Genomic DNA, 18,919 nt, shown 5'->3' with positions numbered 1-18,919 from the left:
CTGCCCGAAAAGTTTGGCCGCGCAAGCATAGTCTCCGATAAGCAACAACGCGGCGCAAGCCCGGCAACGTGCTGGGTGGAAAAAAAACACCGCACGTGCGGCAACGCCCCTGGCGAGGCCGTATAATCGATTCAGGGTTTCCGATATCCACCAGCTATCATTTCGCTAGGCGCCCATGCAAGCAGCCCCGCAAACGAAGGATCTCCCGGCGATGACCGCCGCGCTGGAACAGGCGCTGGCGCAGGACCAGCTGCGCCTGCTCTACCAGCCGCTGGTGGACCTGCAAAGCGGCGCGGTGATCAGCCTGGAGGCGCTGGTGCGCTGGCAGCATCCAGATCAAGGATTGCTGGCGGCCCACGCCTTCCTGCCGCAGGCCGACGCCGCCGGCATGACGGCCGCCATCGGCCTGTGGGTGCTGCGGCGCGCCTGCGCCGACCTGCAGGCCTGGCGGCGCGGCGGCCAGAACGGCCTGCGGGTGGCGATCAATGTCTCGCCCAGCCAGTTCCGCGACCCGGCCTTCGGCGCCGCGGTGGCCGCCATGCTCGACGAGTGCGCCATCGACCCCGGCACGCTGACGCTGGAGATCACCGAGACCGCGCTGACCGAGGCCGGCGACGGCTGCGACGACGTGCTGGCCGGCTTCAAGGCGCGCGGCCTGAGCCTGACGCTGGACGACTTCGGCACCGGCCACGGCTCGCTCAGCAGCCTGAAGCGCTACCCCTTCGACGCCATCAAGATCGACGCCGACTACATCCGCAACGTGGTCCACGACAGCCACGACGCCGCCATGGCCAAGAGCATCATCGCCATGGGCCACAACCTGGGCATGAAGGTGGTGGCCGAGGGCGTGGAGACGGAAAGCCAGTGCGACTTCCTGCGCCGCAACATGTGCGACCAGATCCAGGGCTATTTCTTCGCGCCGCCGCTCGACTCCGCCGAGCTGCACCAGCTGCTGGCCAGCGACCGCACGCTGCCGGCCCACCTGCTGCGCATGCACCGGCCGCCGCGCCGGCTGCTGCTGGTGGACGACGAGCCCAACATCCTGGCCGCGCTCAAGCGCCTGCTGCGCGCCGACCAGTACCAGATCTTCACCGCCGGCGACGGCCCGCAGGGCCTGGCGCTGCTGGCCCAGCAGCCGGTCGACGTGATCGTCTCCGACCAGCGCATGCCCGGCATGCTGGGCGCCGACTTCCTGCGCAAGGCGCGCGAACTGGCGCCCGACACCATCCGCATCATGCTCTCCGGCTACACCGAGCTGCAGTCGGTGACCGACGCCGTCAACGAGGGCGCGATCTACAAGTTCCTGACCAAGCCGTGGGAGGACGAGCAGCTGCGCGGCCACATCGCCGAGGCCTTCCGCGTCAAGGAGATCGCCGACGACAACCTGCGCCTGCACCTGGAGGTGCGCAGCGCCAACCAGGAGCTGGCCGCGGCCAACCGCCGCATGGAGCAGCTGCTGCTGGAGAAGCAGCGCCAGATCAGCCGCGACGAGATCAGCCTGAGCGTGGCGCGCGAACTGCTGCAGCACCTGCCGCTGCCGGTGATCGGCATGGACGACAGCGGCATGATCGCCTTCATCAACGGCGCCGCCGCCGGCCTGTTCCGCCACAGCGGCGGCCTGCTGGGCAACGAGGCCAGCGCCGTGCTGCCCGAACTGTTTCCGGCCGGGTCGGACGGCGGCCTGCCGCACCACCACCTGGCCGACATCGACGGCCAGCGCTACACCGTGATGTGCTACCCGATGGGCGAGCACTCGGCGTCGCGCGGCAGCCTGATCACCCTGAGCACCGTGGAGGCCGACAGATGAGCAACACCCCCACCCCCAATGAAATCGACCTGCAGCAGGCGGCCGAGGGCATGGTCCTGGCCGCCGCGCTGCTCGACGCCCACGGCGGCGTGCTGCTGCCGCAGGACGCCACGCTGACCGCCGCCACGCTGACCTCGCTGCGCCGGCGCGGCATCGAGCGCTGCGTGGTCTGGGCCGCGGCCGAGCCGGGCGAACCGGCCGCGCTGGCGCGGGCCCGCGCGCAGCAGCTGGCGCGGCTCGAGCGCCTGTTCCGCCACAGCGCCGGCAGCGACGGCGGCGCCGTGCTGCTGGCCCAGCTGCGCGCCTACCGCGAGGGCCCGCAACCATGAACGCCGACGACATCATCAAGGCCGTGCGCGACCTGCCGTCGCTGCCGGCGGTGGTCAGCGAACTGCTGGCCACCATGCAGCAGGACGACATCGACACCCACGCGCTGGCCGCCAAGATCACGCTCGACCAGGCGCTCACCGCCAAGACGCTGCGGCTGGCCAACTCCTCGTTCTACGGCATGCCGGCCAAGGTCACCACGATCCAGCAGGCGGTGTCGGTGCTGGGCTTCCACGCCATCCGCACGCTGGTGACGGCCTGCTCGGTGACGGCCAGCTTCGCGCCCGTGCCCGGCAGCGAGTTCGACTTCCAGGCCTTCTGGCGCCACTCGATCGCCAGCGCCGTGTGCGCGCGCGTGCTAGCGCCGCACGTGCGGGTCAACCCGGACACCGCCTTCACCGCCGGCCTGCTGCACGACCTGGGCACGCTGGTGCTGGCCACCCGCTTCCCGGGCGACTACCGCCGCGTGACCGCCCACCGCCGCCAGCACGACTGCCCGGCCGCGCCGGCCCAGATGGCCGTGTTCGGCATCGACCACGCCAGCGTCGGCAGCGCGCTGGCCAGGCACTGGAAATTCCCGGAGGCCATCCAGGCCGCCGTGGCCGACCACCACCATCCCGCCGAGACCGGCCCGGCCACGCTGTCGACCGTGATCTACGCGGCCAACATCCTGGCCCACGCGCTCGACCTGTCGGGCCAGGAGGACGACCAGGTGCCGCCGCTGTCGCTGGCCGCCTGGCAGTCGCTGGGCCTGGGCGAGGCCGCCTGGGCCGCCGTCTTCGCCGAGAGCGAGCAATTGTTCGAAACCATGTGCCAGATGCTGACTCCATGACCGCCGCCGCCCCCTCCACACCCATCGCACCCGCCCCCACGCCGCCGGAGGGCACGGCGCACGACGGCGTCGCGCTGTCCGAATTCTTCGACGGCCATCCGGTGGCCACCTTCGCCATCGACACCCGGCACGTGATCACGCACTGGAACCGCGCCTGCGAACACCTGCTGGGCTGGAGCAAGCAGGCCATGGTCGGCACCAGCAACCACTGGCAAGCCTTCTATCCCAAGCCGCGCCCGGTGCTGGCCGACCTGATCGTGGCCGGCGACGACCGCCTGCTGGAGCTGCACTACCCCGGCAGGTACCAGGCCTCGTCGCTGATCCCCGGCGCCTACGAGGCCGAGGACTTCTTCCCCAACATCGGCGCCAGCGGCCACTGGCTGCACTTCACGGCCGCGCCGCTGCGCGACCACCAGGGCCGCATCGTCGGCGCCATCGAGACGCTGCGCGACGTCACCGAGCGGCGCGTGGCCGAGAACGCGCTGCGGCGCGCCCACGACAACCTGGAAAGCGTGGTCGAGAAGCGCACCGCCCAGCTGGCCGACATGAACGAGCAGCTGCAGGAGGACATCCGCCAGCGCCACCTGGCCGAGGCCGAGCTGCGGCGCAGCAACCTGGAGTTGACCGAGCTGAACAGCCAACTGTCGCGCGCCCAGCAGCAGCTGGTGCAGGCCGACAAGCTGGCCTCGATCGGCCAGTTGGCGGCCGGCGTGGCGCACGAGATCAACAACCCGATCGGCTACATCTTCTCCAACTTCACCACCTTGCAAACCTATCTGGACCAGCTGTTCGAGATGCTCGACGCCTACCAGCAGGCCGAGGCCGGCATCGGCGACCCCGCCGCCGCCGCCGCCCTGCGCGCGCGGCGCGAACAGATCGACCTCGCCTTCCTGCGCGAGGACATCCCGTCGCTGATGGCCGAATCGCGCGAGGGCATCGTGCGGGTGCGCCACATCGTCCAGGACCTGAAGGACTTCTCGCGCGTGGACGCCAACCAGGACTGGGTGTGGGCCAATCTGCACCGGGGCATCGACTCCACCCTCAACATCGTCGGCAACGAGGTCAAGTACAAGGCCGAGGTGGTCAAGGAATACGGCGACATCCCCGACATCCAGTGCCTGCCGCTGCAGATCAACCAGGTGGTGATGAACCTGGTGGTCAACGCCGCCCACGCCATCGGCGAGCAGCGCGGCCGCATCGTCGTGCGCACCGGCACCGACGGCGAGGAGGTGTGGATCGACGTGGCCGACAACGGCAGCGGCATCGCGCCGGACACGCTGTCGCGCATCTTCGACCCCTTCTTCACCACCAAGGCGGTCGGCAAGGGCACCGGGCTGGGACTGTCGCTGGCCTACGGCATCGTGCAGAAGCACGGCGGCCGCATCGAGGTCGACACCGAGCTGGGCAAGGGCACCCGCTTCCGCGTGCACCTGCCGATCCACCAGCCCGAGGCGGCCGCCGGGGTGGCGCCATGAACGCCGCACTGGCGCCGGCCCCGGCCGCCACGCTGCTGTTCGTGGACGACGAGCCCAACATCCTGTCCTCGCTGCGCCGCCTGTTCCGCCCGGCCGGCTACCGCGTGCTGATCGCCGAGAGCGGCGCGCTGGGACTGGAGGTGCTGGAGAAGGAACAGGTCGACCTGGTGATCTCCGACATGCGCATGCCGGAGATGAACGGCGCCCAGTTCCTGGCCCAGGTGCGGGCGCGCTGGCCCGACACCATGCGCCTGCTGCTGACCGGCTATTCGGACATCCAGTCGATCCAGGACGCCATCAACTGCGGCGAGATCTACCGCTACATCACCAAGCCGTGGGAAGACGGCGACATGCTGCTGGTGGTGCGCCACGCGCTGGAGCGGCGCCAGCTGGAGCAGGAGAAGCTGCGGCTGGAGGCGCTGACGCTGCGCCAGAACGAGGAGCTCAAGGCGCTCAACCAGAGCCTGGAGGCCAAGGTCGAGGCGCGCACGCGCCAGCTGCGCGCCGAGCACGACGCCACCGCCGCCGCCAACAACAAGCTCAAGCGGAACTTCGTCACCACCATCAAGATCTTCTCCAGCATGATCGAGCTGCGCGCGCACAACCGGCCCGGCCACGCGCGCCTGGTGGCCGAGCTGGCGCGCCAGCTGGCCGTGCGGCTGGAACTGGACGCGCGCGAGACCCAGGAAATCTTCATCGCCGCGCTGCTGCACGACATCGGCAAGATCGGCTTTTCCGACGAGCTGCTGCAGACCCCGCTGACCATGCTGCACGGCGAATCGCTGGGCCTGTTCCGCAAGCATCCGCAGCGCGCCGCCGAACTGTTGATGCCGCTGGAGGACCTGCGCGGCAGCGCCGCCATCCTGCGCGGCCAGCTCGAGCGCTTCGACGGCAATGGCTTCCCGGACGGCCTGGCCGGCCTGGCGATTCCGCTGGGCGCGCGCATCCTGGCGCTGGCGGCCGACTACTACAACCTGCAGCAGGGCGCGATGGTGCAGCGCCACCTGCGGCCGGAGGAGGCCAAGTCGCTGATCCTCGACGCCAGCGGCAAGCGCTACGATCCCAACGTGGTGGCGGCCTTCCGCCAGATCGTCGACGGCGGCGCCGACGCCGGCGCCGGGGTCGAGGTGCTGTCGGGCGAACTGCTGCCGGGCATGACGCTGGCGCGCGACCTGATCAGCCGCGACGGCTTGATGCTGCTGTCGGTCGACCACGTGCTGGACGCGCGCATGATCCAGCAGGTGCAGGACTTCGAGACCAAGAGCGGCGCCCGGCTGGCGATCTGGGTGCGCAATCCCAAGGGGGACGCATGAGCAAGATCCTGCTGGTGGACGACGAGGTCAACGTCCTCAACGCGCTGCAGCGCGCGCTGCTGCAGATGCTGCGCGACGCGCCGCCGCAGATCGAGACCTGCACCGATCCCTACGAGGCGCTCAAGCGCATCTGCTATTGCGATTTCGACCTGGTGATCTGCGACTACCACATGCCGCAGATGACCGGCGGCGAGCTGCTGCAGGCGCTCAAGGACGTGGCGCCGGACACGGTGCGCATCATGCTCAGCGCCTCGACCGAATACAACACCGTGCTCAGCGCGATCAACCAGGCGCAGGCGTTCCGCTTCATGAGCAAGCCCTGGGATGCCGCCGAACTGGAGCAGAATGTACGGCTGGCGCTGGCCCAGCGCGCCGCGCTGGCGGCGCCGCCGCCCACGCCGCAGGAGCTGGAGGCGCGGCGGCTGGAGGCCGAGGAGCCGGGCCTCTTGGACGTCAAGCGCGACGACGACGGCGCGGTTATCCTGTAGCCGCCTGGGCCGGCTGCACCGGCAGGTGCACGGTGAAGCGCGTGCCCTGGCCCACCACCGAGGCCACCTCGATGCGGCCGCCGTGGCGGTTGACGATGCCGTACGACAGCGACAAGCCCAGCCCGGTGCCGCTGCCGACCGGCTTGGTCGTGAAGAAGGGTTCGAAGATGCGGTGCAGGTTTTCCGGCGCGATGCCGCAGCCGTTGTCGCCCACCTCGATCCACACCCAGCCGTCGGCCGCGCCGGTGCGGATCGTGATCACGCCCGTCTCGCGCAGCGCGTGCGCGGCGTTGACCAGCAGGTTCATGAACACTTGGTTCAGCTGCGAGGCCAGGCAGGTGACCGGCGGCAGCACGCCGTAGTGCTTCTCGACCTTGGCCTTGTACTTGATCTCGTTGGCGACGATGTTGAGCGTGCTGTCCAGGCCGTGGTGCAGGTCGGCCACCTGCCACTCGGTCTCGCCCACGTGCGAGAAATCCTTGAGCGCCTGCACGATGTCCTTGACGCGCTTGAGGCCGTCCATCGACTCGCGCACCAGGTCGGTCACATCCTCCTTGAGGAATTCCAGGTCGGCCTGCTCGCGCAGCGTGGCCAGCTGGGCCGCCAGCGCCGGGTGCGGCGCGGCCACCTGCTCGTAGCGCTCGATCACGCTCAGCAGGGTGCCGACGTAGTTCTTCAGCGAGCCCATGTTGGAGTTGACGAAGCCGACCGGGTTGTTGATCTCGTGCGCGATGCCGGCCGCCAGCTGGCCGATCGACGCCATCTTTTCCGACTGCAGCAGCTGCTCGTGGGCGTTGCGCAGCTCGCCGATCAGCGCCTGCTGCTCGACGCCCTTGGCCTGCAGCGCCTCCTCCATGCGCTTGCGCTCGGTGATGTCGGTCAGCGAGCCGATCACCTCCAGCGGCACGCCGTGCTCGTCGCGGATCAGGCGCAGCGTGTCGTGCATCCACAGGTAGCTGCCGTCGCTGATGCGGAAGCGGTATTCATAGGCGCGCTGGCCCTCGCTGAACACCAGCGCCAGGCTGGAGAAGATGTTGGGCGCGTCGTCGGGATGGATGTGGTCGAACCAGAAGTTGGGGTCGGCCACCATCTGCTCGGGCCGGTAGCCCAGCACGTTCAAGGCGTTGTTGCTGACGAAGGTCATCTTGAAGTCGCCGCTGGGCACGGTGCAGTAGATGATGGCCGGCGTGTTGTCGACCAGGTACTGCAGGCGCACCAGGGGCGATGCCGCCTCGGCCACCGGCGCGGCACGGGGCGCGGCGGTGTCGGAAGAAAAGTCGAATTCCTCGAATTGCATAGTGATAGCCTCGCGACGGCGTCTGTCACGCGCACTGTGCGGTCCATGCGCGGTGTGTTTCGATTATGCCCTAGTTCCCGCGCGGAAGGTAATCAGTGCGACCAGTGTGGCGTCCAGTCATACGACGGCTCGGGCGGCGGCAGCGGCGGCGGCGACATCCACGCGCGCGGATCGACCCGGTAGTATTTGAGGAACTCGGCGAACAGCTCGGCGTGGTGCTCGGCCATCTGGTAGGGCTTCTCGAAGAAGGTTTCGGTGGCGACGGCGAAGAATTCGGCCGGATTGGTGGCGCCGTAGTGGTCCATCACGCTGTGCTGGCGGTACATGGCGCTGTGGCGCAGATGCTGGAAATCGCGCTCCAGCACCTCCGACCATTCGCGGTAGCTGGCCGGGTTGCCGAGGTACGGGGCGCCGTTGGCGCGGCCCGATTCGCTGTCGAGCTGGTGGGCGAACTCGTGCAGCACGATGTTGTGGCCGTCCGTCCAGTCGACCGCGCCGCGCCGCACGTCGTCCCACGACAGGATCACGCGGCCGTCGTCCCAGGATTCGCCCAGCATGCTCTGGTGGCCCGGCGTGACCACCCCGCCCGGCCCGACCTCGGCGCGGCGCGCCACGAAGGCGCCGGGGTAAACCAGGATGGTGTGCAGCGCCGGATAGACCTTGGTGGGCCGGTTCAGCAGCAGCAGGCAGGCCTGGCCGGCGATGGTGACGGCCATCTCGTCGGTGACCTCCAGCCCCTCGCAGCCGATGAATTTTTTCTGGTGCAGGAACTGCACGACCAGCCGCTGCAGCTGCTGCCGCAGGCCGGCGTCCATGCGCAGGTAGACCGGGATGTTGCGCTGCAGGACGGCCACCGCCTCGGCCGGCAGCGGCTGCGCCAGCACCCGGCGCAGGCGCCAGCGCGGGTAGTAGAAAGGCAGCGCTATCAGCAGCGCCGTCAGGCCGATCCAGGTCAAAGCTTCCATGTGCCGCGCGTCCGTATGATGTATGTCCAGTCAGGGCTAGGTGGGGCGCCTTGCCGACATTTCAATATGCAAACAGCCGGGCGTGACCCGGCTGTCTCATCATACGCCGTGCGCGGCGGTCAGACGGTTTCTTCCTTCTGCATCGACGGCGCCGAGCCGAACAGCGCGGCCACCAGCGGATCGCGCATCACCGGGCCGCGGTTGACGCGGATCGCGTAATGCGTGTCGTCGGCCAGGATGTGGAAATGGCGGCCGCTGCCGGCCATCGCCTGTTCGCGCAGGCCCGGACGCTCCTTGCGCGGCGGCGCGCCTTCGCGCTTGGGCTGGACGATGGCGGCCAGGAAGGCGCTGACGCGCTCGGGATCCGGCGTGAGCTGGTAGACGGCCTTGCCCAGGTAGGTGGCCGTGCCCTCGACGTAGCGGGCCAGCTCGATCACGCCGGCCTCGCGCAGGTCGCGGATGTATTTGCGGGCGCCGGACGGCGAGAATTTGAGGAACCAGGCGATTTCGTCGGCCAGCATCTCGTGCAGCTGCAATTCGCCGATCAGCTTTTGCATGTTTTCGATGCGGCGCAGCGTGGCCGAGGTCGAGCGGACGCGCTCGATGGAAGCCATCGACAGCGCTGGCTTCCGGTCCAGGGGCGCCGGGGCGGGACGCTCCACCAGCATCAGCTTGGCCGTGGTGGTATGCATTTCCGGCGAGGCTTTCATCTCGTTCTGGACCAGATGTTGAGGTTGTCTAACTGCATGCATGGGATCACTCCTTATAACAATTGCCGAGATTAGTGGCAGCGGATGGCGTGGCGGGCGGCTGGCATCTCGCTACGGTCTCTGCATCTGACTCAAGAATGCCTTTTCGCAGCGCATTGGTCTGTGCGGCAACGAACATTAGCGAAAATACTGGGCACTTAAGCTGTGACAAGACGGTTTTATTTAAGTTTCAAGAAGTGTGATGAATTTGATACAGCGCAAGCCTTCGTACGCTAACGCACGGAAGAGCTGCACCAAACTGCTTAATCTCCGGTCGAACAGCGACACTCAACATTGCTGTTGCAGCAGCACACTCATCACTTATCGGGAGTTCATTTTGAATAAATCTAAGAAAATCGCCCTCGCCGCCGCAGCGTTATGCGCGTCGTTTTCCGCCCTGGCACAGGATGCGGTCGTCAATCCATCGTGGTATATCCAGCCCAGCCTGAACGCCATGAAGCCCGATTCGGACTTCGGCGTGGACAAGCGCGGCTACGGCGCCGGCCTCAAGTTCGGCAAGGCCCTCAACCAGGACTGGGACCTGCAACTCGGCACCACCTACGCCCGCTCCCGTGAAAACGGCCAGCGCTACCAGCAGAACACGCTGGGGGTGGACGGCTTGTACATGTTCTCGCGTAAATCCTTCCGGCCCTTCCTGCTGATCGGCGTCGGCGCCGAGCGCGACAAGGCCAACCTGAACGCCTTCGGCGAACGCAGCAAGACCTCGCCCTACCTGAGCGCCGGCCTGGGCTTCCAGGCCGACATCAGCGACCAGGTCGCCTTCCAGGCCGACCTGCGCGACGTGCACGGCTTCATCCGTGGCAGCGAGTTCCCCAACAGCAAGAGCAATAACTACTATGCAACGATCGGCCTGAACATCGCCTTCAACGCGCCGCCGAAAGCCGCGCCGCCGGCGCCGCCGCCACCACCGGTCGCGGCCGAGCCTCCTCCGCCACCGCCGCAGCCGGCGCCACCGCCACCGCCGCCACCGGCGAAGTTCGAGAAGGTGACCATGTCGGCCACCGAGCTGTTCGGCTTCGACAGCGCCAAGCTGGGCCCGAACCAGCCCAAGCTGGACGACATCGCCAACGTGCTCAACACCAATCCCGGCATCGACAACGTGGTCATCTCCGGCTACGCGGACCGGCTGGGCAGCGACAAGTACAACCTCAAGCTGTCCGAGCGCCGCGCCAACGCGGTCAAGGACTACCTGGTCGGCAAGGGCGTGGCCGCCAACCGCCTGAGCGCCGTGGGCAAGGGCAAGGCCAATCCCGTCGTCACTTGCAACAACAAGAAGCGCGCGGACCTGATCAAGTGCCTGGAACCGAACCGCCGGGTCGAGGTCGAACAGATCACCATCGAACGGCGCGTGCAATAAGCTGAAAGACGACCCCGCCCCGGCGGGGTTTTTTTCTTATGAAACGCAACCTGGGCTCGGTGCTGAAATGCACCGTCACCGAATGGCTGGAACACCGCGCCAGCAGCAAGGGCGCGGCGCTGGCGTTCTACACGCTGTTCTCGATGGCGCCCATCCTGGTGCTGGTGCTGGCCATCGCCGGCTGGTTCTACGGGCCGCAGGCGGCGCGCGGCCAGCTGTTCGAGGAGTTGCGCGGCCTGGTCGGCGCGCAGGGCGCGGAGGCGGTGCAACTGGTGCTGGCCGGCGCCCGCAACAAGGAGGAAGGCCGCCTCGCCACCCTGGCAGCCGGCGCCCTGCTGCTGTTCGGCGCGACCAGCGTGTTTGCCGAGCTCAAGGCCAGCCTGGACGATATCTGGCAAGTGCCGCCGCTGGTCCACGGCGGCGCGTGGGACGCGGTCCGCACCCGCCTGCTCTCCTTCGGCATGATCCTGGTGCTGGCTTTTTTGCTGATGGTGTCGCTGGTGGTCAGCGCCGCGCTGACCGTGCTGGAAAACCTGTGGGATGCCTACTGGCGCGATGCCGGCCGGGTGCTCACGGGCCTCAACTTCGTCATCGGCTACCTCGTCATCGCCGCCCTGTTCGGCGTGATCTTCAAGCTGCTGCCGCGCGTGAAGCTGTCCTGGCACGACGTGACGATAGGCGCGCTGGGCACGGCCGCGCTGTTCACGCTGGGGAAATACCTGATCGGCGCCTACATCGGCAACAGCGGCGTCACCAGCAGCTTCGGCGCGGCCGGCTCGCTGATCGCGCTGCTGCTGTGGGTGTACTACTCGGCGCAGATCTTCTTCCTCGGCGCCGAGTTCGCGCGCCAGTACGCGCTGCAGCTGGGCAGCCTGCGCAACTAGACCGGCCGGCGCAGGTAGGCGCGCGGCGTGGCCACCGGCAGGTCGGCCACCGGCAGCGACGCGGCCAGCGCCTGCTGGTCCGCCTCGCGCACCTTGGCGTCCGGCGCCAGCACGCGCTCGATCACCTGCGGATTGATGCCTATGCCTTGCAGGAACTGCACCGCGCTGGCCGTGCCGATGTCGCGCTGCACTTCCAGCGCGTGGCGCACGATGAATTCCAATGAGTGCCAACCTGCGGTATCCGACGTCTCCGGCCGCCGGCGGCGGTCATGCTCTGGACTCATGGCTTGCTCCTCAAGGTGTCTGTACTACTGCTTATGTTAGCCGTCCGCAGGATAGAAACAAGTCCCATCTGCAGCCTATTCGCCCAGCAACTCCGCCACCACTTCCATGCCCTCGACGCGCTCGGCCACCACCTTGACGATGACGATCAGCGGCACGCCCAGCAGCAGGCCGGACACGCCCCACAGCCAGCCCCAGAACAGCAGGCTGACGAACACCGCCGCCGCGTTCATGCGGGCGAAGCGCCCGGTCATCCAGGTCGCCACCACGGTGCCGACCAGGGTGGCGATGCCCAGCGAGGCGCCCATCACCAGCGCGCTCATCTGCAGCGACTCGAATTGCAGGAAGGCGACCGCGCCGGTCGCCAGCGTGATCAGCAAGGGGCCGAAGTACGGCATCACGTGCAGCAGCCCGGCCACGATGGCCCAGGCGCCGGCGTTCTCCAGGCCGATCCAGCGCAGCGCCACCCACATCAGCAGCGCCAGCAGCACGTTGGTGACCAGCAGCATCAGCATGTATTTCTGAATCGACGAGTTGATGTCCTCCAGGATGTGCACGGTGATCTTCTTCTTGCTCAGCGACGGCCCGGTCAGCTTGACCAGCTTGCGCTTGAAGGTGTCGCCCGACAGCAGCAGGAAGAACACCAGGAAGATCACCATGGTCGCCTGGCTCAGAAAACCCATCACGCCCATCGAGCCGGCCCACAGCCAGTCCATCACCGGCAGGGCGCCGCTGTCGGGCGCCGGCGCGGCCTTGCGCGCGGCGCGCCGCTCCTGGGCGCCGGCGGTGGCCTGCTGCAATTCGGTGGCCACGGCCTGGATGCGCTGCAGCGTGCTGGGCCCGCCATGCATGCGCTCGGCCATCAGGCGCGACAGTTTGTGGGTGACGGTGGGCAGCTCCTCGACGATGGCTTCGAACTCGCCCTGCACCTTGTCGATCACGACGAAGGCGCCGCCGAGGATGGCGGCGGTGATCAGCGTGGCGCCGAGCGCGCGCGGCACGCGCAGGCGCTCCAGCCAGCACACGATGGGGCTGAGCATGTAGGTGATCAGGATGCCGAGCAGCAGCGGCACGAGGAAGTTGCGCGACCATTGCAGCGCGTAGACGAAGGCCACGGTGGCGATGACGCCGAGCGCGAGGCCGCGGGCGTGGACGTGCAGGGGAATGCGTGGGGGATCGCCATCGGCGGCCACGGGGTCAATGCGGGGAAGTCCGGCAGGTGGCAGGTTCATGATGGCTCACAGGGAACCGCCGGCGCGGCGCAGGCCGCCCGGCGGGTGATGCTTACTTGACGCGGATGTCGTTCTTGACGGCGGTCACGCCCTTGACGCCGCGCGCCACTTCGCCGGCCTTGGCGATGTCCTCGGGCTGGGCCACGAAGCCGCTCAGCTGCACCGTGCCTTTGAAGGTCTCCACGTTGATCTCGGTGGATTTCAGGCTGGGCTCGTTGAAGATGCTGGCCTTGACCTTGGTGGTGATGACGGAATCGTCGACATACTCGCCCGTGCCCTCCTTGGTCGAGGTCGATGCGCAGCCGGCCGTGGCCAGCAGCGATACGGTGAACAGGGCGGTGGCGATTTTATGTGCGATTTTCATGGCATTCTCCTTGGGGTGTGAAACAGTGGTTTGTCAGCCAGCAGGACCGGATGTCCGCTACCGATGCAGCCGTTTTACGCCCCTTCCCCATGTACTTCTGTTCGCTAACGTACACAGCGCGCACGCCGCTGGACTGAGTGCGTCAGCGCACAGACCCCCGTCCCCACGCTGACTATTCTGGAATCACACTTTTTCGGGAGCACAACATGAAACACTCGACCACCCTCGCCGCCGCGCTGATCGCCGCCTGCGCCGCGCTGGGCGGCTGCGCCAGTTCCGGCCAGCCGCAGCAGACCACCTATGTCAACCCGTCGGACACCGCCGCGGCCTACGGCACCATCGACTCGATCCAGGTCGTGCAGGCCAAGTCCGGCACCAGCGGCGCCGGCGCCGTCACGGGCGGCCTGGTCGGCGCCTTGCTGGGCAACCAGGTCGGCTCGGGCAGCGGCCGCACCGCCGCCACCGTGGCCGGCGCGGTCGGCGGCGCCGTGGTCGGCAACAAGGTGGAGGAAGGCCGCAACCAGCCGCGCGAGCAGTACCAGATCAGCGTACGCATGGACAACGGCGACTACCGCATCGTCAACCAGGACAGCGTCTACGACCTGCGCGCGGGCGACCGCGTGCGCCTGGTCGACGGCCGCTTGTACCGCTATTAACCCTGACGTTTACACGAGGAGCACGACATGGGAACCATCATTCTGATCATTCTGGTGCTGGCGTTGATCGGCGCCTTGCCCACCTGGCCGCACAGCCGCAGCTGGGGCTATGCGCCCAGCGGCATCACCGGCCTGGTGGTGGTCATCCTGCTGATCATGCTGCTCACCGGCAGGCTGTAACGACACGGGAGGACATCATGGCTCACTTTAAACAAGTCATCATCGCCGCGGCGCTGGCCGGCGCCGCGTTGGCGGCGCACGCCGGCAGCACCACCACGCCGCCGCAGAACGCCCAGCTGCAGAAGTCGGAAATCGCCAAGGGCGATCCGGCGCGCTGGTACCAGGACGACACCAGCCCGGCCGCGCAACTGCGCACGCTGCGCAAGGAGATCGGCGCCGCGCTGGCCGAGGCCAACATCGCCTGCAAGCAGGGGCCGGCCGCCGAACGCCGCAGCTGCATGAAGGAGGCCCAGGCGACCTACCGGCAGGACATGGCCAAGGCCGAGCAGATCCGAGAGGAAAACCACCAGCACTAGGCTAGGCCGCCCGCTCCCGGTCGTGCACCGCCTGCCGCAACGGCGGCAGCTCGTGCACGACCAGCGGCGTGTCTTCCGTCACAAAGCTCAGCCAGCCGGCCGCCGTGATGGCGCGCAGCGCGTCCTGGTAGCCCTGGTCCCAGCGCCATTCGATCGAGCCCTTGGAGAAGTTGATGTCCTTGGCCGCCATGTTCCAGTCGCGTCCCGCGTACGCCAGCCGCACCACGTGCAGCGTGCTGTCGCCGCCCAGCCCGGCCAGCTCCTCCCTGCCCTGCTCCGACTGCGCCCGCTCCGGCAACTCACCGTACAGCTCGCGCAGCTTCTGCTTGAGCTTGTGCGTGGCCACGTAGTCCTGCAGATGGCGCTTGGAGCGCGAGGCGAAGGTCACGTCCTTCTGCCGCGTCTGCACCTCGTCCAGCGTGGTCGGCTCGGGGCCGTCGGCGTTCCACAAGTCCACCATGAAGCACAGCGTGTCGACATGCTCGCTGTCGTCCAGCACGGTCTCCAGCGGCGTGTTGGAATACAGGCCGCCGTCCCAGTACAGGTCGCCGTCGATGCGTACCGGCGGGAAGCCCGGCGGCAGCGCGCCGCTGGCGCGGATGTGGTCGGCGCTCAGCGTCAGCTCGCGGTTGTCGAAGCTGCGCAGGCTGCCGCAGGTGACCTTGAGCGCGTTGACCGTCAGCCGCATGCCGCCCGGCGCGTTCAGGTAGTCGAAATCGATCAGGCGGTTCAAGGTGTCGCCCAGCTCGCTGGTGTCGTAGAAGCTGGCCTGCTCGGGCGCGACCGCCGTCCCCGTCGGGAACAAACTCATGAAGCGCGGCTTGAAGAAGCCCGGCACGCCGCGCACGATGGTGTCCCAGGTCTGCAGCAGCACGTTGGAGCGCCGCTGCGCGTCCGGAACGCGGCTCATGTCGTAGCTGTCGCGGTGGGCCACGCCGTCCCAGAACTCCTTGAGCCTGGCCAGGCGCGTCTCGTGCGGATTGCCGGCCAGGATGGCGGCGTTGATCGCGCCGATCGAGGTGCCGACGATCCAGTCCGGCGCCAGGCCGTGCTCGTGCATCGCCTGGAACACGCCGGCCTGGTAGGCGCCCAGCGCGCCGCCGCCCTGCAACACCAGGACGATGCGCAGGCGCTCGGGATTGAGTTCGTGTTTCGCTTTGCTCATCTGCTGACTCCGATAAAAAAACGCCGCGGCTGCGGCGTTGGGGTGTTCATTCCTGCTCGTCCTGCGGCGCCGGCTGGCGTCGCAACAGCCACGCCATGCCCACGCCGGCGGCCAGCGCCACGCCCATGGCCGGCTTGACCAGGCGCTTGCGCGCGATGTACGAGCCCACCGTCAGCGCGTACGGCAGCAGCGCCTTGAAATTGACGTTCCGCAGGCCGCCCGGCTGCAACAGGCCGCCGAGGCGGGCCTGGGCGACGCCGATGGCCTGCTCGACGGCGCCATGCAGCAAGGCGTCCGGCTGCAGCGCGTTGCCGACCAGCGCCTTGGCGTGCACCACCTTGATGCGGTACAGCTCGCCCTCGCGGATCAAACGCTGCTTGTCCGCCTCGACGGCGGCGCGTTCAGCTTCTTTGCTCATCTGTTCTCCCGGTTACAACAGCATGTCGCGGTCGGACTTGAGTTCGGCCATCGTGGCCGGCATCGACAGTTTGCCGCTGCGTATCATGCCGCGCGCATACAGGATCAGGCCGATCGCGATCAGCAGGAACACGCCGGTGATGATGGGCAGGATCTTCCAGCCCAGGCTGTCCCACGCCAGGTAGGCGATGGTCACCGTGCCGTAGGCCAGCGCGAAGCAGCCCGCCACCACCGCCAGCGCGAACACCAGCACCAGCTGCAGCAGGTGATTGCGCACCTGCGACAATTCCAGCGCGGCCAGCTCCAGCCGGGTCAGGACCAGGCCGATGCTGTTGCGGGCGATATTGCCCAGCGAAGCGATCAGGCCGGGCGGACGGTTCATCTCATCGGACACGATGGCTTACTTGCGGCCGATGATCACGCCGATCAGCAGGCCCACGCCGGCCGCCGCGGCGATCGAACGCCATGGGTTTTCCTTGACGTAGACGTCGGCCTGCTTGGCCATTTCCTTGCTGGCGGCGACCGCGCTTTGCTGGGCTTCGTGGGCCTTGGCCAGTGCCGTGTCGAGCGCGCGCATGCCGCGGCCGCGCAGTTCCTCGGCCTTTTCGCCGGTCAGCGCCGTGGCGGCGGTGAACAAGGCTTGCGCATCCTTGACCAGAGTTTTCACGTCGTTGTTCACGGTACTGATGTTTTGTTCCAGCATGATGGAGCTCCTGTTATGGTTGTGTGAAGTGAAAACTGTACAGCAAACTGCAAAATATGCATTATCCCAGCAAATCGCGCATATCGTCGGCGTGTTCCTCTTCCACCGCCATGATCTTGATCAATAAATGACGTGTGGTCGGATCGCTGGCGCCGATCTGCTCGATCATCTGCCGGTACGACTCGATGGCGACGCGCTCGGCGATCAGGTTGGCCTTGATCATCGCCTGCACATCGTCAGATGCATCATACTCGGCATGGCTACGTGCGAGCAATGTTGCTGGATTGAAATCAGGTTGGCCGTTCAGCTGGATGATGCGTTCGGCCAGCCAGTCGGCGTGTTCCTGCTCCTGGGTGGCGTGCTCCAGGAACTCGGCCTTGATCGGGCCGTTGTCGCGCCCGGTGACCGTGTAGTAGTGGCGCTGGTAGCGCAGCACGCACACCAGCTCGGTGGCCAGCGCGTCGTTGAGCATCTTGATGACGGCCTGGCGGTCGCCCTGGTAGCCGGCAGTGACCGGGCCGTCCTGCAGGTTGCGCGCGGCGGCGCGGATGGCTTCCTTGTCGAGGCCGGAGGGGGTGGATTCAGCCATGATATGCATCCTTCAAGGTTAGTGGCGGTTGGCGATCGGCGCGCCGTTCTGCGACAGCACGATCTCGACGCGGCGGTTCAACTGGCGGCTGCCGGCATCGGCGTTGCTGGCGACCGGGTAGGCCTCGCCATAGCCGCGCGTGGCGATCTTGTCGCTCTTGACGCCCAGGCCGATCAGCGCGTTGCGCACCGACTCGGCGCGCCGCTGCGACAGCTGCAGGTTGTGGTCGGCGCTGCCGGTGCTGTCGGTGAAGCCCTCGATCAGCACCGCGCTTTGCGGTTCCTGCAGCAGCACGTCGGCCATCTTCTGCACGGTGCGCATGCCCTCCGCGCTGAGTTCGGCGCGGTCGACATTGAACAACACGTCGTTCAGCGTGATGACGATGCCGCGGTCGGTCTGCTTGGCCTGCAGGTCGGCCAGCTGCTGCTGCAGCGCCGCGTTCTTGGCGGCCTCGTCGCGCGCGCTGTTGGCGGCGGCGTCGGCCTGGGCGCGCGCCGCGTCGGCATCGGCCTTGGCCAGGTTGGCCTGCGACTTGGCCTGGTTGGCCTCGGCGGTGCGCTGCTCCAGGCGGATCTCGTCGCGCTGGCGGCCGGCGTTGGCCATCTCGTTCTCGGCCTGCTTCTGCTTGGCCACTTCCTGCGCGGTGGCGATCTTCTGCTTGGCGATGTAGGCCAGCTTATCGATCTCGTTCAGGCTTTCCTTTTGCGCGGCGGCGGCGTTGGCGCGGTCCAGCGCGTCGGACGCGGCCTTGAACTCCAGCGGCGCGTTGGCCGCCACCGATGGCGTGCTCTGCGCGGCCATGAAGTCGCCGCGGGTCTGGTCGAGCAGGCTGGTGGTGGTGGGCGTGGTGCTGCAGGCGGCCACCATCACGGCCAGCGCGAACGCGACGGGGAGGAGGCGCAGGTTTTTGTGGTGAGGGGTTTTCATGATCGTGTTCCTTTATTGTTGGGTCGTGGCGTTGGTGCGGTTCAGTTCTTCACGCAGCGCGCGGATGCTCTGCTGCAGCTCGTCCGCCGCCATGGTGGCCTTGGTCGAGCTGGCCTTGCTCTGCGCCAGCTGGGCGTCGGCCGAGGCCTGGTTGGCCAGGTCCTGCGCGGTCTTGTAGTCCTTGGCCGCCAGCGCCTGGTTGGCGCGCATCAGCTTCTCGCGCGCCGATTGCATCTCGGCCGGGGCCAGGTCGGCGGCGCCGGCGCTGGTGGCGTTGGCGACGGCGGCGCGCGAAACGGCGACGTCGGCGGTGGCCGGCGTCTTGTCGCTGGCGCAGGCGGACAGGCCCAGCAGAGCGGCAAGAGCGCACAGGCCGGCGTAACGGTGATGGATGGTCGTCATTATTGTTCTCCTTTAAAAGTTCATATCGCAGGTTGACGTTATAGGCCCATGGCGCGGCAGCTTCAGTACGGTGCCGCACATTGCGCATCGGGCCCGGGCTAGTAAAATGGCGCCACTCCAATAAGAAAAGG

At 67.5% G+C, this 18,919-nt stretch carries 24 protein-coding genes; 11 read left to right on the top strand and 13 right to left on the bottom strand.

Annotated elements, in window-relative coordinates:
* The first annotated feature begins 175 nt into the window (after window positions 1-175).
* Genes HUX88_RS09985 through HUX88_RS09960 form a run of 6 tightly spaced genes read left to right on the top strand, consistent with a single transcriptional unit; the run spans window position 176 to window position 6,242 of the window.
* Window positions 176-1,807: an EAL domain-containing protein gene (locus HUX88_RS09985; protein ID WP_229219276.1), complete on the top strand. Its 1,632-nt coding sequence runs from the start codon at window positions 176-178 to the stop codon at window positions 1,805-1,807.
* Complete coding sequence (locus HUX88_RS09980) at window positions 1,804-2,136, top strand: hypothetical protein (RefSeq protein WP_176361667.1); 333 nt, start codon at window positions 1,804-1,806, stop codon at window positions 2,134-2,136. The genes HUX88_RS09985 and HUX88_RS09980 overlap by 4 nt, the downstream gene beginning before the upstream one ends.
* A complete protein-coding gene (locus tag HUX88_RS09975) occupies window positions 2,133-2,966 on the top strand; it encodes an HDOD domain-containing protein (RefSeq protein WP_176361666.1) in 834 nt (277 codons plus the stop codon). Before HUX88_RS09980 ends, HUX88_RS09975 begins: the two co-directional genes overlap by 4 nt.
* On the top strand, window positions 2,963-4,441 hold the full coding sequence (locus tag HUX88_RS09970; RefSeq protein WP_176361665.1) for an ATP-binding protein: 1,479 nt from the start codon (window positions 2,963-2,965) through the stop codon (window positions 4,439-4,441). Before HUX88_RS09975 ends, HUX88_RS09970 begins: the two co-directional genes overlap by 4 nt.
* Complete coding sequence (locus HUX88_RS09965) at window positions 4,438-5,754, top strand: HD domain-containing phosphohydrolase (RefSeq protein WP_117009661.1); 1,317 nt, start codon at window positions 4,438-4,440, stop codon at window positions 5,752-5,754. The genes HUX88_RS09970 and HUX88_RS09965 overlap by 4 nt, the downstream gene beginning before the upstream one ends.
* Window positions 5,751-6,242: a response regulator gene (locus tag HUX88_RS09960; protein ID WP_117009660.1), complete on the top strand. Its 492-nt coding sequence runs from the start codon at window positions 5,751-5,753 to the stop codon at window positions 6,240-6,242. Before HUX88_RS09965 ends, HUX88_RS09960 begins: the two co-directional genes overlap by 4 nt.
* Here the strand turns inward: HUX88_RS09960 and HUX88_RS09955 are convergent.
* The 3 genes from HUX88_RS09955 to HUX88_RS09945 form a co-directional block, all read right to left on the bottom strand.
* The gene (locus HUX88_RS09955) at window positions 6,232-7,539 is read right to left on the bottom strand and encodes an ATP-binding protein (RefSeq protein WP_176361664.1); all 1,308 of its coding nucleotides are present in this window, start codon (window positions 7,537-7,539) and stop codon (window positions 6,232-6,234) included. The genes HUX88_RS09960 and HUX88_RS09955 overlap by 11 nt on opposite strands.
* 92 nt (window positions 7,540-7,631) lie before the next feature.
* Window positions 7,632-8,504 carry a zinc-dependent peptidase gene (locus tag HUX88_RS09950; protein ID WP_176361663.1) on the bottom strand — a complete coding sequence of 291 codons (873 nt, stop codon included), beginning with the start codon at window positions 8,502-8,504 and terminating at the stop codon, window positions 7,632-7,634.
* A gap of 119 nt (window positions 8,505-8,623) precedes the next feature.
* The gene (locus tag HUX88_RS09945) at window positions 8,624-9,214 is read right to left on the bottom strand and encodes a winged helix-turn-helix domain-containing protein (protein WP_117009657.1); all 591 of its coding nucleotides are present in this window, start codon (window positions 9,212-9,214) and stop codon (window positions 8,624-8,626) included.
* Between the two features lie 376 nt (window positions 9,215-9,590).
* On the opposite strand from HUX88_RS09945, the gene HUX88_RS09940 reads away from it, so the two are divergent.
* Together HUX88_RS09940 and HUX88_RS09935 are read left to right on the top strand one after the other, a co-directional pair.
* Complete coding sequence (locus HUX88_RS09940) at window positions 9,591-10,631, top strand: OmpA family protein (protein ID WP_176361662.1); 1,041 nt, start codon at window positions 9,591-9,593, stop codon at window positions 10,629-10,631.
* Window positions 10,632-10,669: 38 nt separating this feature from the next.
* Window positions 10,670-11,515 (top strand): YihY/virulence factor BrkB family protein, encoded by an 846-nt coding sequence (locus tag HUX88_RS09935; RefSeq protein WP_176361661.1) that lies wholly within the window; start codon window positions 10,670-10,672, stop codon window positions 11,513-11,515.
* On the opposite strand, the gene HUX88_RS09930 is transcribed toward HUX88_RS09935, so the two are convergent.
* The 3 genes from HUX88_RS09930 to HUX88_RS09920 all read right to left on the bottom strand — a co-directional run bounded on the left by HUX88_RS09930 (window position 11,512) and on the right by HUX88_RS09920 (window position 13,393).
* Window positions 11,512-11,799, bottom strand: coding sequence for a hypothetical protein (locus HUX88_RS09930; RefSeq protein WP_176361660.1), 288 nt, complete (start codon window positions 11,797-11,799; stop codon window positions 11,512-11,514). The two genes, HUX88_RS09935 and HUX88_RS09930, sit on opposite strands and share 4 nt — an antisense overlap.
* 75 nt (window positions 11,800-11,874) lie before the next feature.
* Complete coding sequence (locus HUX88_RS09925; RefSeq protein WP_229213485.1) at window positions 11,875-13,029, bottom strand: AI-2E family transporter; 1,155 nt, start codon at window positions 13,027-13,029, stop codon at window positions 11,875-11,877.
* Window positions 13,030-13,081: 52 nt separating this feature from the next.
* Window positions 13,082-13,393 carry a BON domain-containing protein gene (locus tag HUX88_RS09920; RefSeq protein ID WP_117009652.1) on the bottom strand — a complete coding sequence of 104 codons (312 nt, stop codon included), beginning with the start codon at window positions 13,391-13,393 and terminating at the stop codon, window positions 13,082-13,084.
* 206 nt (window positions 13,394-13,599) lie between these two features.
* Between HUX88_RS09920 and HUX88_RS09915 the strand changes: the two genes are divergently transcribed.
* From HUX88_RS09915 to HUX88_RS09905, 3 genes are read left to right on the top strand one after another with little or no spacing between them, the layout of a single operon-like run.
* Window positions 13,600-14,049 (top strand): glycine zipper 2TM domain-containing protein, encoded by a 450-nt coding sequence (locus HUX88_RS09915; protein WP_117009651.1) that lies wholly within the window; start codon window positions 13,600-13,602, stop codon window positions 14,047-14,049.
* Between the two features lie 27 nt (window positions 14,050-14,076).
* Window positions 14,077-14,229 (top strand): DUF3309 domain-containing protein, encoded by a 153-nt coding sequence (locus HUX88_RS09910; protein ID WP_117009650.1) that lies wholly within the window; start codon window positions 14,077-14,079, stop codon window positions 14,227-14,229.
* A 17-nt stretch (window positions 14,230-14,246) separates the two neighbouring features.
* Window positions 14,247-14,585 (top strand): hypothetical protein, encoded by a 339-nt coding sequence (locus tag HUX88_RS09905; protein ID WP_176361659.1) that lies wholly within the window; start codon window positions 14,247-14,249, stop codon window positions 14,583-14,585.
* 1 nt (window position 14,586) lies between these two features.
* Here the strand turns inward: HUX88_RS09905 and HUX88_RS09900 are convergent, their stop codons facing one another.
* The 7 genes from HUX88_RS09900 to HUX88_RS09870 all read right to left on the bottom strand — a co-directional run bounded on the left by HUX88_RS09900 (window position 14,587) and on the right by HUX88_RS09870 (window position 18,788).
* Window positions 14,587-15,750: a patatin-like phospholipase family protein gene (locus HUX88_RS09900; RefSeq protein WP_117009648.1), complete on the bottom strand. Its 1,164-nt coding sequence runs from the start codon at window positions 15,748-15,750 to the stop codon at window positions 14,587-14,589.
* A gap of 46 nt (window positions 15,751-15,796) precedes the next feature.
* Window positions 15,797-16,168: a hypothetical protein gene (locus HUX88_RS09895; RefSeq protein WP_117009647.1), complete on the bottom strand. Its 372-nt coding sequence runs from the start codon at window positions 16,166-16,168 to the stop codon at window positions 15,797-15,799.
* Window positions 16,169-16,180: 12 nt separating this feature from the next.
* Window positions 16,181-16,549, bottom strand: coding sequence for a phage holin family protein (locus HUX88_RS09890; RefSeq protein WP_117009646.1), 369 nt, complete (start codon window positions 16,547-16,549; stop codon window positions 16,181-16,183).
* An 18-nt stretch (window positions 16,550-16,567) separates the two neighbouring features.
* Entirely contained in the window at window positions 16,568-16,870 is a 303-nt protein-coding gene (locus HUX88_RS09885; RefSeq protein WP_008446875.1) for a YqjD family protein, read from the bottom strand.
* 61 nt (window positions 16,871-16,931) lie between these two features.
* Window positions 16,932-17,459 (bottom strand): bacterioferritin, encoded by a 528-nt coding sequence (locus HUX88_RS09880; protein ID WP_176361658.1) that lies wholly within the window; start codon window positions 17,457-17,459, stop codon window positions 16,932-16,934.
* An 18-nt stretch (window positions 17,460-17,477) separates the two neighbouring features.
* Window positions 17,478-18,386 carry an OmpA family protein gene (locus HUX88_RS09875; RefSeq protein WP_176361657.1) on the bottom strand — a complete coding sequence of 303 codons (909 nt, stop codon included), beginning with the start codon at window positions 18,384-18,386 and terminating at the stop codon, window positions 17,478-17,480.
* Window positions 18,387-18,398: 12 nt separating this feature from the next.
* On the bottom strand, window positions 18,399-18,788 hold the full coding sequence (locus tag HUX88_RS09870) for a DUF4398 domain-containing protein (RefSeq protein ID WP_117009644.1): 390 nt from the start codon (window positions 18,786-18,788) through the stop codon (window positions 18,399-18,401).
* Window positions 18,789-18,919: the final 131 nt, after the last annotated feature.

Origin of the sequence: Duganella sp. BJB1802, assembly GCF_013369445.1 — a bacterium.
Taxonomy (GTDB): domain Bacteria; phylum Pseudomonadota; class Gammaproteobacteria; order Burkholderiales; family Burkholderiaceae_D; genus Rugamonas; species Rugamonas vulcania_A.
The sequence above is the reverse complement of the archived record's forward strand: the minus strand, read 5'-3'. Positions and strand labels throughout refer to the sequence as shown.

Bases quoted from the DNA above. Each gene is read 5' to 3' on its own strand.
- HUX88_RS09985 (WP_229219276.1), top strand. From the start codon at position 176: ATGCAAGCAGCCCCGCAAACGAAGGATCTCCCGGCGATGACCGCCGCG.
- HUX88_RS09980 (WP_176361667.1), top strand. From the start codon at position 1,804: ATGAGCAACACCCCCACCCCCAATGAAATCGACCTGCAGCAGGCGGCC.
- HUX88_RS09975 (WP_176361666.1), top strand. From the start codon at position 2,133: ATGAACGCCGACGACATCATCAAGGCCGTGCGCGACCTGCCGTCGCTG.
- HUX88_RS09970 (WP_176361665.1), top strand. From the start codon at position 2,963: ATGACCGCCGCCGCCCCCTCCACACCCATCGCACCCGCCCCCACGCCG.
- HUX88_RS09965 (WP_117009661.1), top strand. From the start codon at position 4,438: ATGAACGCCGCACTGGCGCCGGCCCCGGCCGCCACGCTGCTGTTCGTG.
- HUX88_RS09960 (WP_117009660.1), top strand. From the start codon at position 5,751: ATGAGCAAGATCCTGCTGGTGGACGACGAGGTCAACGTCCTCAACGCG.
- HUX88_RS09955 (WP_176361664.1), bottom strand. From the start codon at position 7,539: ATGCAATTCGAGGAATTCGACTTTTCTTCCGACACCGCCGCGCCCCGT.
- HUX88_RS09950 (WP_176361663.1), bottom strand. From the start codon at position 8,504: ATGGAAGCTTTGACCTGGATCGGCCTGACGGCGCTGCTGATAGCGCTG.
- HUX88_RS09945 (WP_117009657.1), bottom strand. From the start codon at position 9,214: ATGAAAGCCTCGCCGGAAATGCATACCACCACGGCCAAGCTGATGCTG.
- HUX88_RS09935 (WP_176361661.1), top strand. From the start codon at position 10,670: ATGAAACGCAACCTGGGCTCGGTGCTGAAATGCACCGTCACCGAATGG.
- HUX88_RS09930 (WP_176361660.1), bottom strand. From the start codon at position 11,799: ATGAGTCCAGAGCATGACCGCCGCCGGCGGCCGGAGACGTCGGATACC.
- HUX88_RS09925 (WP_229213485.1), bottom strand. From the start codon at position 13,029: ATGAACCTGCCACCTGCCGGACTTCCCCGCATTGACCCCGTGGCCGCC.
- HUX88_RS09920 (WP_117009652.1), bottom strand. From the start codon at position 13,393: ATGAAAATCGCACATAAAATCGCCACCGCCCTGTTCACCGTATCGCTG.
- HUX88_RS09915 (WP_117009651.1), top strand. From the start codon at position 13,600: ATGAAACACTCGACCACCCTCGCCGCCGCGCTGATCGCCGCCTGCGCC.
- HUX88_RS09910 (WP_117009650.1), top strand. From the start codon at position 14,077: ATGGGAACCATCATTCTGATCATTCTGGTGCTGGCGTTGATCGGCGCC.
- HUX88_RS09905 (WP_176361659.1), top strand. From the start codon at position 14,247: ATGGCTCACTTTAAACAAGTCATCATCGCCGCGGCGCTGGCCGGCGCC.
- HUX88_RS09900 (WP_117009648.1), bottom strand. From the start codon at position 15,750: ATGAGCAAAGCGAAACACGAACTCAATCCCGAGCGCCTGCGCATCGTC.
- HUX88_RS09895 (WP_117009647.1), bottom strand. From the start codon at position 16,168: ATGAGCAAAGAAGCTGAACGCGCCGCCGTCGAGGCGGACAAGCAGCGT.
- HUX88_RS09890 (WP_117009646.1), bottom strand. From the start codon at position 16,549: ATGAACCGTCCGCCCGGCCTGATCGCTTCGCTGGGCAATATCGCCCGC.
- HUX88_RS09885 (WP_008446875.1), bottom strand. From the start codon at position 16,870: ATGCTGGAACAAAACATCAGTACCGTGAACAACGACGTGAAAACTCTG.
- HUX88_RS09880 (WP_176361658.1), bottom strand. From the start codon at position 17,459: ATGGCTGAATCCACCCCCTCCGGCCTCGACAAGGAAGCCATCCGCGCC.
- HUX88_RS09875 (WP_176361657.1), bottom strand. From the start codon at position 18,386: ATGAAAACCCCTCACCACAAAAACCTGCGCCTCCTCCCCGTCGCGTTC.
- HUX88_RS09870 (WP_117009644.1), bottom strand. From the start codon at position 18,788: ATGACGACCATCCATCACCGTTACGCCGGCCTGTGCGCTCTTGCCGCT.